Source organism: Microbacterium sp. HMH0099, from assembly GCF_049384025.1.
GTDB lineage: Bacteria > Actinomycetota > Actinomycetes > Actinomycetales > Microbacteriaceae > Microbacterium.
On the sequence record NZ_JBMRJR010000006.1, the window covers coordinates 232,252 to 248,429 of the forward strand.

Annotated in this window: 14 protein-coding genes and 1 tRNA gene; 8 read left to right on the forward strand and 7 right to left on the reverse strand. The window is 72.3% G+C overall.

The genetic code is table 11. The features are described from left to right. Positions 1 to 8 precede the first annotated feature (8 nt). Complete coding sequence (locus ACO03V_RS15085) at positions 9 to 1,475, reverse strand: amino acid permease (RefSeq protein ID WP_423138158.1); 1,467 nt, start codon at positions 1,473 to 1,475, stop codon at positions 9 to 11. 179 nt (positions 1,476 to 1,654) lie between these two features. Between ACO03V_RS15085 and ACO03V_RS15090 the strand changes: the two genes are divergently transcribed. Together ACO03V_RS15090 and ACO03V_RS15095 are read left to right on the forward strand one after the other, a co-directional pair. Then, positions 1,655 to 2,857: a trans-sulfuration enzyme family protein gene (locus ACO03V_RS15090; protein WP_423138159.1), complete on the forward strand. Its 1,203-nt coding sequence runs from the start codon at positions 1,655 to 1,657 to the stop codon at positions 2,855 to 2,857. A gap of 28 nt (positions 2,858 to 2,885) precedes the next feature. Continuing rightward, entirely contained in the window at positions 2,886 to 3,506 is a 621-nt protein-coding gene (locus ACO03V_RS15095; RefSeq protein ID WP_423138160.1) for a histidine phosphatase family protein, read from the forward strand. Positions 3,507 to 3,821: 315 nt separating this feature from the next. Here ACO03V_RS15095 and ACO03V_RS15100 read toward each other — a convergent pair whose 3' ends face one another. Then, a complete protein-coding gene (locus tag ACO03V_RS15100) occupies positions 3,822 to 8,408 on the reverse strand; it encodes a metallophosphoesterase (protein ID WP_423138161.1) in 4,587 nt (1,528 codons plus the stop codon). A gap of 169 nt (positions 8,409 to 8,577) precedes the next feature. Between ACO03V_RS15100 and ACO03V_RS15105 the strand changes: the two genes are divergently transcribed. Further along, on the forward strand, positions 8,578 to 9,006 hold the full coding sequence (locus ACO03V_RS15105; RefSeq protein WP_367733094.1) for a MarR family winged helix-turn-helix transcriptional regulator: 429 nt from the start codon (positions 8,578 to 8,580) through the stop codon (positions 9,004 to 9,006). 58 nt (positions 9,007 to 9,064) lie between these two features. On the opposite strand, the gene ACO03V_RS15110 is transcribed toward ACO03V_RS15105, so the two are convergent. Further along, positions 9,065 to 10,561, reverse strand: a complete 1,497-nt coding sequence (locus ACO03V_RS15110; protein WP_423138162.1) for an L-serine ammonia-lyase, iron-sulfur-dependent, subunit alpha — start codon at positions 10,559 to 10,561, stop codon at positions 9,065 to 9,067. Positions 10,562 to 10,707: 146 nt separating this feature from the next. Between ACO03V_RS15110 and ACO03V_RS15115 the strand changes: the two genes are divergently transcribed. Beyond that, positions 10,708 to 10,780 (forward strand) — tRNA-Arg (locus ACO03V_RS15115). A 108-nt stretch (positions 10,781 to 10,888) separates the two neighbouring features. On the opposite strand, the gene ACO03V_RS15120 is transcribed toward ACO03V_RS15115, so the two are convergent. The 3 genes from ACO03V_RS15120 to ACO03V_RS15130 all read right to left on the reverse strand — a co-directional run bounded on the left by ACO03V_RS15120 (position 10,889) and on the right by ACO03V_RS15130 (position 12,491). Continuing rightward, the gene (locus tag ACO03V_RS15120) at positions 10,889 to 11,095 is read right to left on the reverse strand and encodes a hypothetical protein (protein ID WP_367733090.1); all 207 of its coding nucleotides are present in this window, start codon (positions 11,093 to 11,095) and stop codon (positions 10,889 to 10,891) included. A 68-nt stretch (positions 11,096 to 11,163) separates the two neighbouring features. Further along, entirely contained in the window at positions 11,164 to 11,847 is a 684-nt protein-coding gene (locus tag ACO03V_RS15125) for an asparagine synthase (RefSeq protein WP_367733088.1), read from the reverse strand. A 215-nt stretch (positions 11,848 to 12,062) separates the two neighbouring features. After that, a complete protein-coding gene (locus ACO03V_RS15130; protein ID WP_367733086.1) occupies positions 12,063 to 12,491 on the reverse strand; it encodes a YdeI/OmpD-associated family protein in 429 nt (142 codons plus the stop codon). A gap of 263 nt (positions 12,492 to 12,754) precedes the next feature. Here ACO03V_RS15130 and ACO03V_RS15135 point away from each other — a divergent pair, with 263 nt between their 5' ends. From ACO03V_RS15135 to ACO03V_RS15150, 4 genes are all read left to right on the forward strand, one after another. Next, a complete protein-coding gene (locus ACO03V_RS15135) occupies positions 12,755 to 13,165 on the forward strand; it encodes a DUF4383 domain-containing protein (RefSeq protein ID WP_367733084.1) in 411 nt (136 codons plus the stop codon). 2 nt (positions 13,166 to 13,167) lie between these two features. Next, positions 13,168 to 13,692: a hypothetical protein gene (locus ACO03V_RS15140; protein WP_423138163.1), complete on the forward strand. Its 525-nt coding sequence runs from the start codon at positions 13,168 to 13,170 to the stop codon at positions 13,690 to 13,692. A 34-nt stretch (positions 13,693 to 13,726) separates the two neighbouring features. Beyond that, entirely contained in the window at positions 13,727 to 14,653 is a 927-nt protein-coding gene (locus ACO03V_RS15145; protein WP_367733080.1) for an oxygenase MpaB family protein, read from the forward strand. 74 nt (positions 14,654 to 14,727) lie between these two features. After that, positions 14,728 to 15,285 (forward strand): DUF1992 domain-containing protein, encoded by a 558-nt coding sequence (locus ACO03V_RS15150; protein ID WP_423138164.1) that lies wholly within the window; start codon positions 14,728 to 14,730, stop codon positions 15,283 to 15,285. Positions 15,286 to 15,394: 109 nt separating this feature from the next. On the opposite strand, the gene ACO03V_RS15155 is transcribed toward ACO03V_RS15150, so the two are convergent. Then, the gene (locus tag ACO03V_RS15155) at positions 15,395 to 16,096 is read right to left on the reverse strand and encodes an aldolase/citrate lyase family protein (protein WP_423138165.1); all 702 of its coding nucleotides are present in this window, start codon (positions 16,094 to 16,096) and stop codon (positions 15,395 to 15,397) included. Positions 16,097 to 16,178 lie beyond the last annotated feature (82 nt).

Sequence of the window (16,178 nt, forward strand, 5' to 3'; positions counted from 1 at the left end):
GCCGAGGCTCAGTCGCGGCGGTCGACGGGCGCCTCTTCGTTCACGACGGGCGCGGGTACGCGCCCGCGACGTCTGTAGCGCAGCCAGAAGTATCCGTAGCAGAGCAGGACGAACGGGATCCCGAAGTACAGCGCCGGCGCCTGGGCGGGATCGAAGGCGATGGCCACGATGGATGCCGTGAGCAGCACGAACGCCACGATCGGCACAGCCGGGTAGAACGGCGTGCGGTACGGCAGCGTCGCGGGGTCTCCCCCGCCGGCGACGAACTGACGGCGGTGGAAGAACTGGGCGGCGACGATCGAGATCCACACCGCCACCGCCGCGAAGCCCGCGATGGACACCAGCACCAGATAGACGGTCTCGGCGGCGATCACGCTCGAGATGAGCGACACCAGCCCGACTCCCAGGCTCACGAGCAGGGCGAGGAGCGGGATGCCGCGCCGCGTGAGTCGCGTGAACACCCGGGGCGCCTGCCCCTCCTCGGCGAGCGAGAAGAGCATGCGCGCACAGGAATACAGTCCGCTGTTCCCGACGGACAGCAGGGCCGTGATGACGACGAAGTTCATGATGTCCGCCGCGAAGGGGACGCCGACGTACTCGAAGACGTCGACGAACGGGCTCGAGGTCACACCCGCCTGCTCGGAGGGCAGCAGGGCGGCGATGACGGCGATCGAGCACACGAACAGCACCAGCAGGCGGACGACCGTCGAGCGCAGGGCACGCGGGATGTTGCGGGCAGGGTCCTTCGTCTCCCCCGCGGCGACGCCCACCAGCTCCGCGCCGCTGAAGGCGTAGAACACCGCGAGGGAGGTGATCAGCACTCCGCCGATCCCCGCGGGGAGCAGCCCCTCGGGCGTCGTGAAGTTGCTGAACAGCACGGCCCCCGGGTTCTCCGCAGACAGCGGGGTGAAGCCGAAGATCGCCATCCCGCCGAGCACGATCAGCGCGACGATCGCCACCACCTTGATGAGCGCGAACCAGAACTCGGTCTCGCCGAACACGCGCGCCGAGATGGCGTTGAGGGTGAACAGCACCCCGGCGAAGACGAGACACCAGACCCACACGTCGACCTGCGGGAACCACCGCTGCATGAGGATCCCGGATGCCGTGAACTCCGAGCCGAGCGCCACGACCCAGCACAGCCAGTACATCCACGCCGTGGCGAACCCCGTCGCCGGCCCCATCGTCCTGGCCGCGTAGATGTGCAGCGACCCCGACACGGGGTAGGCGACCGCGAGCTCGCCGAGGCACATCATGACGAGCCACACGACGAACGCGCCGAGCAGGTAGGCGATCACCGCGCCGAGCGGCCCCGCCTGATGGATCGTGTAGCCGGAGCTGAGGAAGAGCCCGGACCCGATGACCCCGCCGAGCGCGATCATCACCAGGTGGCGCGCGTCCATCGATCGGCGCAGCGTCCGCGGCGACTCCTCGGACGGGGACTGCTCGACGGGATGCGCGACGGTTCGCTTCATGGGTCTTCTCTCGTTCGGATGCCGTCCGGGCCGGTGGGCTCGGGAACGCCGCCGGTCAGAGTAATCGAAATAGCGGACGGCGGCGCTCACTACGCTGGGACGACGGCCCCGGTGGACGGCAGCGACGCCGCGGATCACCCGCTCCCTCCGTCGGTCGCCGCGACAGGAAGGCCACCGAGATGACGTCACGCCCCGACCGCGCCGACGCCGCGACCCTCCGCGAGTCCAGCCTCGCCGTGCACGCCGGGATCGAGCTCGACAGCACCCGGGCGCTGCGCACGCCGCTCGTGATGGCGAACTCGTACGCCCTGCCCGACGATCCGAGCGAGATCAGCTGGTCCGCGACCGGGCCCGGCCTGTACACCCGCAACTCGGGACACAACCAGCTCGCTCTGGAACGGAAGCTCGCCGCTCTCGACGGCGGCGAGGAGGCCGTCGCCCTTGCGTCCGGTGTCGCGGCGCTGCACGCGGTGTTCTTCACCCACGTGCAGGCGGGCGACCACGTCGTCGTCAGCGATGTCGTCTACGAGGCCACCTGGCGGCTGTGGACCGAGCTGCTGCCCCGTCGCTACGGCATCCAGGCGACTTTCGTGGATGTGACGGATCCGGATGCCGTGCGCGCGGCGATGCGTCCGGAGACGCGGCTGTTGTGCGTCGAGGCCGTCGCCAACCCGACGACGAAGGTGGCGGACATCGCGATGCTGGCCGGGATCGCGCACGAGGCCGGCGCGCTCCTGATGGTCGACTCGACGTTCACTCCCCCGCCGTTCTACCGCCCCCTGGCGGACGGCGCGGACCTCGTCGTCCACTCGTTGACGAAGTACATCAACGGGCACGGCGACGCGATGGGAGGTGCCGTCATCGGGCGTTCCGAGCTCATCGCGCCCATCAAGGCCGACGCGATGGTCGATGTGGGCGGGGTGATCTCCCCGTTCAACGCCTGGTTGATCCAGCGCGGGTCGGTGACGCTGCCGCTGCGTCTGCGTCAGCACTTCGCGTCGGCCCAGCGCATCGCCCACATGCTCGCGGCGGACCCGCGCGTGGCGTTCGTCGCCTATCCGGGACTCGCCTCCCATCCCGGCCACGATGTCGCGCGACGGCAGTTCGCCGACCGGGGATACGGCGGCATGATGGCGTTCGCCGTCGACGGCGACCCCGACACCCAGAATCGGTTCGTCGCGTCGCTCCGCCTCATCACGTCGGGCTTCTCCCTCGGCCACGACGACAGCCTGATCGTCCACACCGCGGCGGACGGCCCCCGCACGGCGACGTATCCCGAGGAGTTCCGACGTTTCGGGCACCTGCGCCTGTCGGTGGGGCTGGAGGACCCCGACGATCTGCTCGCCGACCTGGGGGCGGCACTGGATGCCGTCGGCGCCTGACCCGGCAGCGAGGGAGCAGGATGAACGGATGAAGGACGACGAGCTGACCGAACCCGACGGGCGCCTCGTGCTCGTGCGACACGGCGAGACCGAATGGAGTCGCTCCGGCCGGCACACCGGCCTCACGGACGTCCCCCTGACCGAGACGGGCGCGTACAAGGCCGAGCTGGCGGGGACGCTCCTCGCGACACGGTCGTACGACCTCGTCCTGACGAGCCCGCTGCAGCGCGCGGTCGAGACGGCGCGGCGAGCGGGGTACCCGCAGGCGCGGCCGGAGCCCCGGCTGGTGGAGTGGGACTACGGCGCCTACGAGGGGCTGACGACGCCGCAGATCGTCGCCCAGCTCGGCCGACCCTGGACGATCTGGCAGGCGGGCTCCCCCGCGGGGGCGACGCCGGGCGAGACCGTCGCGCAGGTCACCGCGCGCGCCGCGTCGCTCCTGGACGAGCTCCGCCCGCGGGTTCAGGCGGGACAGCAGATCCTCGTGTTCTCGCACGCCCACTTTCTCCGCGCCCTCGCCGGCGTGTGGCTCGGTCTCACCGCCGCCGGCGGGCGGTACTTCGTCCTCGGCACATCGGCGGTCAGCGAGCTGGGGTTCGAGCACGGCTCCGAGGTCATCACGCAGTGGAACCACGTCCGCGGGCGCTGAGACCGCGGAGGACCCGCCCACGGAAAATCATCACGGAAACATAACGACAGCTCTTCCCTTCCGTTATCTCACCGTTATAGAGTGCAAGCACGGTAGTTGTTTTGCTGTGGCAGCTACCGACATGTGATTGCAGGACACTCTTGGTGCAAGGGACAAGGGCCGGTCGGAAGCCTCTCCGACCGGCCCTTACTCTGTCCCGGGTTCGGTGGCGCCATCCCCTCCTCCGTCCGCGAGATCACGTGTTCTCGGCGAGATCCCACGCTCGGTCGCGCCGGATCACGTGACCTCGGCGGGATCACGTGATCTCGGCGCGGCTCAGGAGCGCCGCGCCCGGCGGCGCAGGAGGAGGAGTACACCGCCCACTGCCATGAGCACCCCCGCAGCGAGTGCCCAGGGCAGGAAGGCCGCGGCATCCGTTCCGGTCACCGCCAGCGGATTGCGTCCCGGAGTGTCGCCCGCCCCGGCGCCGACTCCCGGCGCACCTGCGCCACCGTCCGCGCCCGGCTGGCCGGACCCACCCGCACCCGGCAGCCCCGGCTCACCCGGCAGCCCCGGCTCACCCGGCAGCCCCGGCTCACCCGGCACCCCCGGCTCGCCGGGCTCGACCGGCTCACCCGGCTCGACCGGCGCGGCGAGGACGGAGAACAACGACACACGCGAGTAGTCGACCGCGCCGAACGGGTCGCTCGACCGGACGTACCAGCCCCGTTCGCCCGGCTCGGCGACCGGCCACGACGCGGACAGGATCGTTCCGCTGGCGACGTCGGAGAACGAGGCGATCTCCTCCGCCCCCAGGATCTCGGCGGAGAAGGCATCGGTTCCCAGCCGACGCTCGACGGGTTCGATGCCGAGCTGGTCGTAGGTGAGCTCGAACTCCTGGTTCACGTAAGGGTCGTCCGCGGGTCCGAGCAGGCTCGGCTCGTCCGCGTTGTACCGGTCGAGGGACGGCGAGTAGGTGCGCACCATCATGCGCTCGCCCTCGTTGTCGAAGTGGAGCAGCCGCAGGTACCCGAGACCGCCCTCGGGCAGGCCCTGGTAGTCGAACAGCATCGAGTACACGGTGCGGTCGTCGATACCGTCCCCGTCGTCGTCGAACGCGTCGGTCCGGAGGAACGCATCGTGATAGTGGCCGGACATGACCATCCGCACGTTCGGGTTCGGGGCGACGACCTCGTCGAGCACACGCTGCGGGATCGCCCCCAGACCGCCCGTGGTGAGGATGAACTCGTGCTGGGCGATCATCGCGACACGGTCCGGGTAACGCTGCAGCACCTCGTTCATCCAGGCGATCGACGCATCGTCCGGCAGCCAACCGGTGTACAGCATGAGGAAGTCGATGCCGCCGGCGGACACGAGGTCGTAGTGCCCGCGGTTGTCGGCGTAGCTCCCGCCGTACCACGGGGTGTCCGCGAACCGCGCCTCGCCGAAGTAGCGGCCGAAGTTCGTGTAGTCGCCGACGTCGTGGCCGACGTCGTGGTTCCCCGCGAGCACGCCGTAGGGAAGCCCCGCGGCATCCAGGCGTGCGTACTCCACGTCCGCGCGGTCCCACTGCTCGAGCTGGTCGTAGTCGTCCACGATGTCGCCGGTGTGGAACACGTACTGCAGGTTCAGCTCGTCCCGCCGGTCGAGGAAGTAGGAGTGGATCGCCTGCTGATGCCTGTACGGCTCGCCCTCCAGGGTGTTCTCGTTGTAGTACTGCGTGTCCGACTCCCACCCGAGCGTGAAGTCGTACTCCGATCGCGGCACATCGGCGGGGTTGTGGGGCGTCACGGCGGTGTCGCGGGTGCTCCGGTCGGGGGCCGCGAAGCCCTCCGAGTGCTGCACGAGTATCCGGACAGACCCGTCGACCGTGTACGCGTCCACGGGGACGACCCCGTCGAGCGTGAAGGCCCCGTCGCCCGTCAGCGCCACGTGCCGGTCGACCTCGTCCCACCCCGACCCGTCCGGGCGGAGCGCCGACAGGATGACGGTCGCTCCCGCGTTCGCGCGGCCCGCCCACGTCGCGCGGACCTCCGCGCCCGCGTCGGCGGAGTCCACGGCGATGTCGAACGCCTGGTACGGGAAGGCCTCCCGGCTGGCGACGTCGTCGCCGGCGCCGTCGACCTCCGCCAGCGTCCGGGCCTGAGCCGGCGAGAGCGTGACGGGGGTGGCGCGCTCGACGGCGGCCGCATCGGCCACGGTGCCCGACTGCGCCTCGACGTCGCCGTCGGCGAGGTCCAGACGGCGTCCTTCGAGGAAGGCCACGTCGAGGGCGTCGCCCTGCGGATCCTCGACCTTGGCGTGCAGCGTCACGTCGCCGGCCGTCACCTCGGCGCCCTCGGCGGGAGCGAGCAGACCGGCCGCGGGTTGCTCGTCGTACGTCTCGAAGGTCGCGCTCCACGTCGCCGCATTGCCCAGGGCATCGGTGGCGACGATCTCGAGGACGTGGTCACCGGCGACCAGATCGACCGACGCGGTCTGGAAGGGGAGCGGGATCTCGCGACCGTCCAGGCGCGCCGTCACGGCGGCGACGCCGGAGCCCGTGTCCTCCACCGCGGCGTCGATGTCGATGACGCCGCGGTAGGCGGTGCCGTCCTCGATGCGCGAGGTCACGACCGGGGCGGTGTTGTCGACACGCACCGTGCGCGCCACCGTCTCGTCTCCGTCGGTGGCGGAGACCGCGGCGTCGCCGTCCGCGCGCGCGGCGGTGTCCCACGTGTGGGAGACGGCGGAGAACGCGTCCTCCGGGATGTCGAAGCGCGCGTCGAAGAAGTCGAGCTTGCCGGCGCTGTCACCCATGCGGAGGATCGCCGCCGGGTCGGCATAGTCCGCCGGGGTCAACGTGCGTCCGTCCGGGAGGACGAGGCGGAGCCCGCGGATCTCGAAGTCGTCGTTGTTCTCGTCCGGGTCGATCTCCGGGGCCTTCTTCGTCCCCGCCCAGACGGACACGGTCAGGTCGTCACCGCGCACGACGTGCTCCAACGGCACGGGCGTCGCGATGGTCTCCCACCCTTCCGTGCCCGTGTCGAAGATCGTCAGCACCTCGTCGCCGACGCGCACACCGTTCTTGAAGTAGTAGTTCACGTTGGTCGCCTCGAAGACGAACATGGGTCGCGCCTCGAGGCTGGGCGTCGTCTCCACCGTCCGACCGTCGATCGACAGCGCGAGGGGGCTGGGGTAGGCGTCACCGGATGCCACGACCTCGGTGCTGCCGCTGACGAACCGGCCCTCGTCCAGGTTGAGTCGGACGGGGTCCGTCGACACGCCGGCCACCGTGACACGGCGTTCGGCGGTGCGGGCGATGTTCGTCCCGTCCCGCGCCTCGACGGTGTACGCGTACCACCGCTTGCCGGTGAGGTCGACGGCCGTCACCGTGTGACGGTAGACGCCGTCGCCGGAGTCGGTGAGGTTCACGCGGAGGGGCTCCGGGTCGACGTCGTTCCCCAGCGTGAGCGTCGCGGTCCGCACGTCCACGTCGTCGGAGAGGGCGAATTCCAGGGTGAAGTCCTGACCGGTCGCGATCTCCCCCGGCGTGCGATCCACGACCAGCGGCTCCTCGACGTCCGCCGGGACGTCGGCGAGCGCGGCGGGCACCTGGTCCGGCTGCACGGCGCCGGGCGTCGCCGGCACGATGTCGACGAGACGCTGACGTGCGAGGTCGTCCCCGGTGGTGTAGCGGATGCCGCGGTCGGCCTGCGTGTCGTCCCGCCCGTCGAGGTTGTAGAACGCCGTGCTGATGACGTGGCCGGTGTTCGTCGCCACCTGCACGCCCCGTGGGCTGCCGTTGGCCATGCCGGCGGACGAGATCTCGACGAGGTCCGTCCCGGCGGTGAGGGCGGTACCGAAGCGCCGGTTGAAGTCCTCGGCGGTGAGCGCGTCGTTCGCGCCGTTCTTGATCCAGAACACCAGCGTCCCGCCGCCGGGGATGACGACGTCCGCCGGCACGGCCGGCCACCGGCTCACCGTGCCCTCGACGGGGTAGAGGTAGTCGATCGCGTAGTCGCCGAAGTCGATCGGCGCGCGGGTGGCGTTGTAGACCTCGATGAACTCGTACCCGTCCGATCCGCCGACGTTCGCCGAGTCGGGCAGGAGCTCCGTCACCTGCAGCGGAGCGGTCGGTCCGGTCGGCGCGGGGGTCGGCTCCGGCGCAGGGGTCGTCGGCTCCGGCGCGGGGGTCGTCGGCTCCGGTGCAGGAGTGCTGGGCGCAGGCGTCGGCTCCGGTGCAGGGGTCGTCGGCTCCGGTGCAGGAGTGCTGGGCGCAGGCGTCGGCGTGGTCCCCGGGCGGGACACCGCCTCGGGCAGCACGGCCCCCGGAGACGGGGCGGCGTTGACCCCGAACACGTCGAGGCGGGGCTGGGCGGGGTCGCCGGCCAGCCGGAAGTGCGTCGCGAGACCCACCCCGAACCCGGCCGCGGGCGCATGCGACCACGAGACGAGCTCGCCGTCGTCGAGAACCCGGATGCCGCGGTCCCCGCCGTTCGCGATGCCCCCCTGTCCCGTCAGCCGGGCCACCTGCACGTCGGCGGGCACGTTGTGGGCGCCGCGGAACTCCTCGACGGTCCGGACCGACGTGTCGACGCTGGCGTTGGTGTAGCTCACCCAGAGGAGGGCGGTCTCGCCGACGGCGAGGGTGAGCGGTTCGGCGGTGAGCGCGACGTCCCTCGTGCGGTCCGCCGAGTCGCTGTAGGAGTACGCGAACGAGATCCCGGCCGCGGACAGGTCGACCACGGCATCCGAGACGTTGTGGATTTCGACGTACTCCCACGTGTCGACCCCCGGGTTGTCCGCGACGATCTCCGTCACCACGATCGGCGCCGAGGTCGCGACGGCCGCGACGGCCGGTGCGGACAGCACCGGCACGGCGCCCGCGGCGAGCGCGGTCGCCAGAGCGGCGGAAAGGACACGGGGATGCGGAGAGCGCATGGCGGGGCCACCTTCGTCTGGGGGGACGGGTCGACGGTAGGCAGCGCGGCGACCGCGGGGGTGAATCGCGTTCGGCGGCCGGGTGGACGGCAGGTGACGAGGCCGTCCACCTCGATGTGGTACCGGCGCCTGCGCCCGGGGGCCGCTCAGACGCCTCTAATGTGAATGCATGACCGATCGACGTCTCGCCGTCCAGGCGTGGGAGAGCCTGTTCCGTGCGCAGCACGAGGTCTTCGAGGACATCCGGTCGGATTTCGAGTCCACCGACCTCACTCAGGCGGAGTACGACGTGCTCCTCACCGTGACCCGCGGGTCCGGGAACACGGCCCGCCTGCGCGACGTCACGGCCAACATGCTGATCAGTCAGCCCAGCGTCTCCCGCCTCGTCGAGCGCATGGTCGCCCGTGGCCTCCTCACGAAGTGCCCCGACCCGGAGGACGGCCGCGGCTCGCTCGTTCGGGCGACGGAGGAGGGCGCCGTGATGTTCCGTCGGATGGCAGCGGCCCACGGCAGCTCGATCGCCGAGCGCATGGCGCGCCTCGACAACGAGGAGCTCGCCCTCCTGCGCGACCTGACGTCCAAGCTCCGCGCCCGCTGACCCCGGCGCGCGCCCGGCGTCCGGCCCGCGCCTCGCCGTCAGGACCGCGACCGGTGCCTCAGCACTCGATGACGTTGACCGCCAGGCCGCCCTCGCTCGTCTCCTTGTACTTGGTCGACATGTCGATGCCCGTCTGCCGCATGGTCTCCACCACCGCGTCGAGCGACACGTAGTGGCTGCCGTCGCCGCGCAGCGCGAGGCGGGCGGCGGTCACGGCCGTCGAGGCGGCGATGGCGTTGCGTTCGATGCACGGGATCTGCACGAGACCGCCGACCGGATCGCAGGTGAGCCCCAGGTGGTGCTCCATCGCGATCTCCGCCGCGTTCTCGATCTGCCGGTTCGTGCCGCCCATGACCGCCGTCAGACCGCCCGCGGCCATGGCGCAGGCCGACCCGACCTCCGCCTGGCATCCGCCCTCCGCCCCCGAGATGGACGCGTTCGCCTTGAACAGGGAGCCGAGAGCGGTGGCCGTCAGGAGGAACCGACGGATGCCGCGACGCCGATTGGCGTCGGCGATGTCGCCGTCGTCCCAGGCGGCGACCTCGCCGCGCGTGACCGCGTGCCCGTCGTACCCGAGCAGGGCGCTGCCGACGAGCTCGCCGTGCGGGGTGACGGCGTTGCCGGCCCCGAGCCCCGAGTCGGCGAGGAAGCGCCACCAGTACATGGCGACGGCGGGGAGGATCCCGGCGGCTCCGTTGGTCGGGGCGGTGACCACCCGACCGCCGGCGGCGTTCTCCTCGTTGACGGCCAGGGCGAACGCCCCGAGCCACTCCCCGGGGAGCTCCCGGCGCCCGTCCGCCTCGACGGCCTCGAGCTGCGCCCGGATGGCCGACGCACGCCGCTTGACCTTCAGCATCCCGGGGAGCACCCCGTCGTGGTGGAGGCCGGCGTCGACGCAGGAGGACATGGCATCCCAGATCGCGTCGAGCCCCGCGGCGATCTCCTCGTCCGTGCGCAGCGCCGCCTCGTTGAGCCGGGCCGCCTCGGCGATCGTGATGCCGCGCTCGTCGCAGAGGGCCAGGAGCGTCGCGGCGTCGTCGAATGCGAGCGGGAAGGGCGCAGCGGCGACCCGCGGCGCCTCGCCCTCGCGGCGGATGAAGCCGCCCCCGACGGAGTAGTACGTGTCCTCGGCCAACACCTCGCCGTCCGCGGCGCGCGCGACGAGCGTCATGGCGTTCGGGTGCCCGGGCAGGCGGGTGCGGGGCGCGAGCACGACGTCGGCCTTCGCGAACGGGATCTCGTGCGCGCCGGCCAGGAGGAGGCGGCGCCCCTCGGGCCAATGCGTCCACGCCGCGCGCACGGCATCCGGATCCACCGTCTCGGGGTGGTGCCCCTGCAGGCCCGCGACGACGGCGTCGGGGGTGCCGTGGCCGATGCCCGTCGCCCCGAGCGAGCCGTAAAGAACACAGGACACGGATGCCACCCGGTCCAGCACCCCGCCGGTGCGCAGACGCCCGGCGAAGTCGGCGGCGGCCCGCATCGGCCCGACCGTGTGGGAGCTCGAGGGTCCGACGCCGACGGAGAACAGCTCGAACGCCGAGACGTACGCGCTCATCCGACCAGACTACGTCGCCGCCGCGTCACCCGCCGGACACCTCCGCGCCACGCCCGGGATGCAGCATGGACCGTGCCGATTAGACCTCCGTCACGGCTCCGGCTATGCTGGACCACGGCCTGCGCGCCGTTTCGCGCGGAGGCCCTGCGCCCGTAGCTCAATGGATAGAGCATCTGACTACGGATCAGAAGGTTAGGGGTTCGAGTCCCTTCGGGCGCACACTGTGTTGAGACAGTGACAAGGCCCCGGCCGTGAGGAAACTCCGGCCGGGGCCTTTTTCCGTTCACGGGCGCGATCGAGGATCGCCCGGCATTCGCGCGGGCGGGGTCAGGCGGTCCCGGACTCCTGATGCGCGGCCTCGGTCGCCGTCGAGTGCAGCTGCATCACAGCGACGGCCTCGTGCAGCGAACCGATCGGCGTCTCGATCTCGTCGTAGTGGTGGACGAAGCCGTTGGCGTCCCGCGCCGTCACCGTGACGAGGGCGTACCCCTGCCGTGCTGCGCGCGTCTTCCGCCCGATCCGTCGCTCCGCCATGTCCGCCTCCTCGATTGCTCAGAGGATAACCACGGGCACGCCGTCCGCCGCGACGACACCCGGACGTGCTAGGCGCTGGCCTTCTTCTTCTTCTTGCCGGTGGGGGCGGGCGCGGCCTCCTCCGGGCCCGACTCCGCGGGGTCGGAGGAGGCGGCATCCGGGGCCTCCTCCCCCGGGCGCGCGGACGCCTCGACCTCGGCGGCCCGCTCCTTCGCCCGACGTTTCGCCTGCGAGGCGAGGCGGGCGAGGTCGACCATCCGCAGCGCGTCCATCCGGGCGCGGCGCATCGTGGCGTACTCGGGGTCGGAGTCCGCGGTCATCCCCTCGACGTCGAGCCGCTGGGTGAGGTTCGCCTCGACGTCGCCCCACGCCGCGATGCGGGCGTCGGCGACGAGGGCGGCGACCTGCGCGGGGTCCTCGGCGCGGGCGCGCAGCTCCTTCGCCACCCCGCGCGACTGCTTGGCGCGACGGCGGAGATTGCGCGTGTCGCGGTCGCGGTAGTCGTGCGTGCCGGACGAGTCCGAGAACCGCCCCCAGGCGCGCTTGCGCTGAGCGGTGACGCGGTCCGCCGCCTGGTCCTGCTCGTCCGCGAGGGACTGCAGCGTCTCGCGGGCGAACTCCGCGAAGGTCTCGTTGTCGTAGTGACCGCCGCGCGCGATCGTCTCGACGAGGATGCGGTTGCGCACAGCGAGCCGCGCGGCGGCCGTCGCGATCGACAGCCCCTCGGCGATGGCATCCTTCGTGCGGCCCACGCGACCTCCCGTTCCAGGCTATCGTCCACGGACCTCGCCCCGTCGAGCCGCTCGCGCGGATCGTCCACCCTCGAGCGGTCGGCGGCCGGGGATGCCACGGTGCCGGGACGAGGCGTGCCCCCGCTCGGCGGCGCGAGGATGCCACGGCCCCGGCCCTCGAGACAGATCCCGACCCCGTAAGCGCGAGCGGCGCCGTCCCGCCGCGTCGGACGGCGTCAGGAGAGCTTGGCGACGACGGCGTCCACCCGGCGCGCCCGCGTCTCTGCGGCCTTCGCCCCCGTGACGGCGGTCACGTGCGCCTTGCGCGCGCTCGGGCTGAGGGCGTCGAACGCGGCACGGACCCCGGCCGCGTCCAACGCCGCCGCGAGGTCGTCGGGCACCTCGACGGTGCGCGGCGCGTCGTCGAGCTGCAGCTCGACCGTGATCGGGTCCCCGCCCGTCAGACCCGTCGCCGCACGCTTGTCGGACGAGAACGGGATGAGGTGACGGCCGCCCATGACGGCGAGCGTGCTGGCGTACACGTATCCGTTGACGTCGACGGTGACGGCCGCGCGCTTGCCCCCGCCGAGTTCCTCCACGATCTCGGGAGGGACCTCGATGCCGGTGTTGTTGCCGCTCTGGAACAGCGTCGTCTCGAATCGCATGGCGCGAGTGTGCCAGACGGCGACCTATCCCGCGAGCGCCGATCGCGCAAGCCCTCCCGGTGGCACCGCCGCGGCCGTATCGTCGTCGCTGTTGCGGAGGGCCTCGGAGAGTACTCGGGGGCCTTCTGTCGTATCCGGCTGTCGCAGCCGGCGCCCTACCGGATCGGACGGATACGCGCAAACGCCAATCCGAATCCGGGATTGTCTCCGAAGATGTATGAACGCGGCCGAACGGTCGCTGCAAACATCCTGGGAGGTTCATCATGAGCTCGTCACCGAACCGCATCGTCGCCACCGTCTTCGGCGCCGTCTACCTGCTCGTCGGCCTGCTCGGTTTCGCCGTCACCGGCGGCGTCGGCTTCATCTCGACCAGCGGAAACCTGCTGCTCGGCGTGTTCGAGGTCAACCCGCTGCACAACATCGCGCACCTCCTCATCGGTGCCGCGCTGCTGATCGCGGGCCTGGCCAACGCGCGCGCCGCCAAGAGCGTCAACGTCACCGTCGGCGCCGTCTACCTGCTCCTCGGCATCGTCGGGTTCTTCCTCGTCGGCACCGCGGCCAACATCCTCGCCCTGAACACGCCGGACCACTTCCTGCACCTCGCCAGCGCGGTCGTGCTCCTCGGTGTCGGCCTCGGCACCGAGAAGAGCGTCCCCCGCACCTCGGCGGTCTGACGATGAACGCCGCGACCTTCGTCCGGTCGTGGCCCTCCGCCGCCGCGTGGGGGGCCGGCCTGATCATGGCGGCCCTCGGCGCGGGGGCGATCGTCGGGTCCGACTCCGGGGCCGCCGCGCGCGGCCTCGGGGTCGGCCTGGTGGGACTGGGCCTCGCCTCGCTCGTGTGGGGCGCCGCCACTCTCTCCGCGGGACGGCTCACCGTTCCCCGCATCGCGCTCACCGGCGCCCTCGTCTCCCTCGTCGCGACCGCCGCCGTGCTCTTCGCGATGCCCGCGCGGGTCAGTGTGCTGGCCGTCTTCGCCGGCATCTCGCTGATCGTCGTGGTCGGCGCCTCCGCCGCGGTGCACCTGCGTCGCGCCCGCCGCGACGCGGCATCCCCATCCGGCAAGCCCATGAGCGTGATCGGCCTGCTCGTGGCCGCCGCCGTCGTGGCCGTCGTCGTGACCCCCGCGTTGAACGCGACCCAGGGCGCGCTGCTGCTGCGCGATGACGGGACCGTCCCCGTCATCAGTCACAACCACTGAGCCCAGCCCCTCCGGCGGATGGCACGCTGGAGGGGTGCATGTCTCCCCCTCCGACGCCCCGCGCGTCCCGCGTCACGTCAGCTCGCTGCGCGCCAAGCTGCTCATCGCCCTCGCGGGCGACCCGACCGGCATGGCACCGTACGTCCGGGCGATCGCCGACGGCGACGACGCGGGCTATTTCGTCGAGAACGGCCCGGCCTGGACCGTGCACGCGGGGATGGGGACGCTCGTCGCCGGCATCCGCGCGTTGCTGCTGCAGGCTCTGCACCCCGGCGCCCTCGCCGGCGTCCACGACTGGTCGCGGTACCGCGAAGACCCGATCGGACGCCTGACCGGCACGGTCCGCTGGGTGATCACGCTCACCTACGGCTCGAAGACCCAGGCCGACCAGGAGACGGCGCGCGTCGGCCGATTCCACCAGCGGGTGAAGGGGACGTATCGCGGCGGCGACGGCGCGGAGCGCACCTACACCGCCGAGCAGACGGACCTCGTCCGGTGGGTGCACCTCGCCTTCACCGACGCGTTCCTCGCCTCGCACGAGGCCTACGGGGGACCCATCCCCGGCGGTCCGGACGCCTACGTGGCCGACTGGGCCACCGCCGGACGACTGATGCGGGTCGTCGATCCGCCCACGACCCGGGCCGCGCTGCGCGCCGAGCTCGACGGGTTCGTCGAGCGCGGCGAGCTGCGCCGCGACGAGCGGGTGGACGACGTCGTGCGGTTCCTCCGCCGTCCGCCCTTCCGCGGCACGATGGGGCTGGCCTATCGCGTGCTCTTCGCCGCGGCGGTCGCGACCATCCCGCCGCACCTGCGTCGGCTGCTCGGGGTGCGGCGATGGCCGCTGCCCGTCGTCACGGCGACCCGGCTGATCCTCAAGACGACCGAGCGCGCACTCGGCTCCGGGCCGCGCGCCCAGGACATGGCCCGCCTGCGACTGCGCCGCCTCGCCGAGCAGCGGTGAACGGACGTCCCGCGCGGGACCGGAGCCCGACGGAGCACGTAGCCTGGAAGGACCCCCTTCTCACGGAGGCGACGATGAGCGACGACCCACGGCAGACGGCGGCCCGGTACCGCCTCGACCAGGAGCTGCGCGAGAGCGGTCTGGCATCCGATCCGCCGGAGACGGCCGATGCGCCGCAGCGCGGATCCACCGCCGCCGAGCGCGCGGCCTACGTCGAGACCTCGATCCAGCAGGCGATCCGCCGCGGCGAGTTCGACGACCTGCCCGGCGCCGGCAAGCCGCTTCCCGATCTCGGCGGTTCCCACGACCCGGACTGGTGGATCCGTCGCAAGATCGAGAACGAGAACCTGACCGGTCTCGGTCCGCCGGCGCTGACCCTGCGCGTCGAGCACGCCGAGCTGGACGAGCGGATGGATGCCATCCGGCACGAGGCCGAGGTCCGGGAAGCGCTCGAGGACTTCAACCGGCGGGTCGTCGAGGCACGACGCCAGTTGCTCGGCGGACCCCCGGTGGTCACTCCGACCGTCGACGTCGAGGAGCGCGTGCGCGGCTGGGCGGAGCGCCGGCGGGACGCCGTGCCCGTGGCATCCCCTCCTCCCCCGCCCCGACGGGGCTGGTTCCGCCGCCGCTGACGAGGTCGCGGCGCGGGGACGGGAGGCGTTGCCGCGACGGGAGGACTGTCCTGCCGCGCAGGCTCCTCCCTTCGCCGCATCTCCTCCCCCGGCCGACGCCGACCCGGGGTCAGAGCGCGGCGAGGGCCTCCGCGCGGGCCACGAGCGCACGCGCCCGGGCGAGAGCGGGGGCGTACGAGCCGTCGACCGGTCCGGCGGGCGTCGCCGCGAGAAGGGTGCGGGCGGAGGCGACCTCGTCCGCCGACGGCGTGAAGGCCGCGTGCGCGCCCGCGACGGCCGCGTCGTCGAGCGCCAGGGTGCCGGTGAAGCCCATGCCGGCCGCGTGGGCCGCGGCGTCGTGGGCGAGGCCGACCGGCCCGCAGGGGCCGTCGATCGGCGCGGCGATGCCCGCGGCGGCGCTGGCGACGACGAGCTGCGCGCGGGGCCACGACAGCGCCAGGCGGTCGGCCGACATCCCGGTGTCGCGGCGGAAGTCTCCGGTGCCGAAGGCCAGGCGCAGCGTCGCCGGGTGCGCGGCGATGGCCGGCGCCGACAGGAGGGCCGCGGCGGACTCGACCATCGCGACGACGGGCGTCCGCGGCGGCAGCGAGGCCGCCACGTGGGCGACGTCGGCGGGGCCGGCGCACATCGCGAGGACCACGCCGGCCAGCTCTCCGCCCAGCGTGCGGCCGAGGGCGAGGTCGGCCTCGCCGTCGGGCGTCCCGGCGGCGCTGATCCGCAGCCACACGGGTCCGGCCGCGGCGGCGCGCTCGGCGCGGGCGCGGCCCTCGTCCTTGCGTGCGGCGGGCAGGCCGTCCTCGAGGTCGAGCACGAGGATTCCCCAGGACCGGTGCCGTGTACACACGATCACTGAGCTGCGACCAGGTTCCGGTCGCGATGTCGCCCTGCCAGGC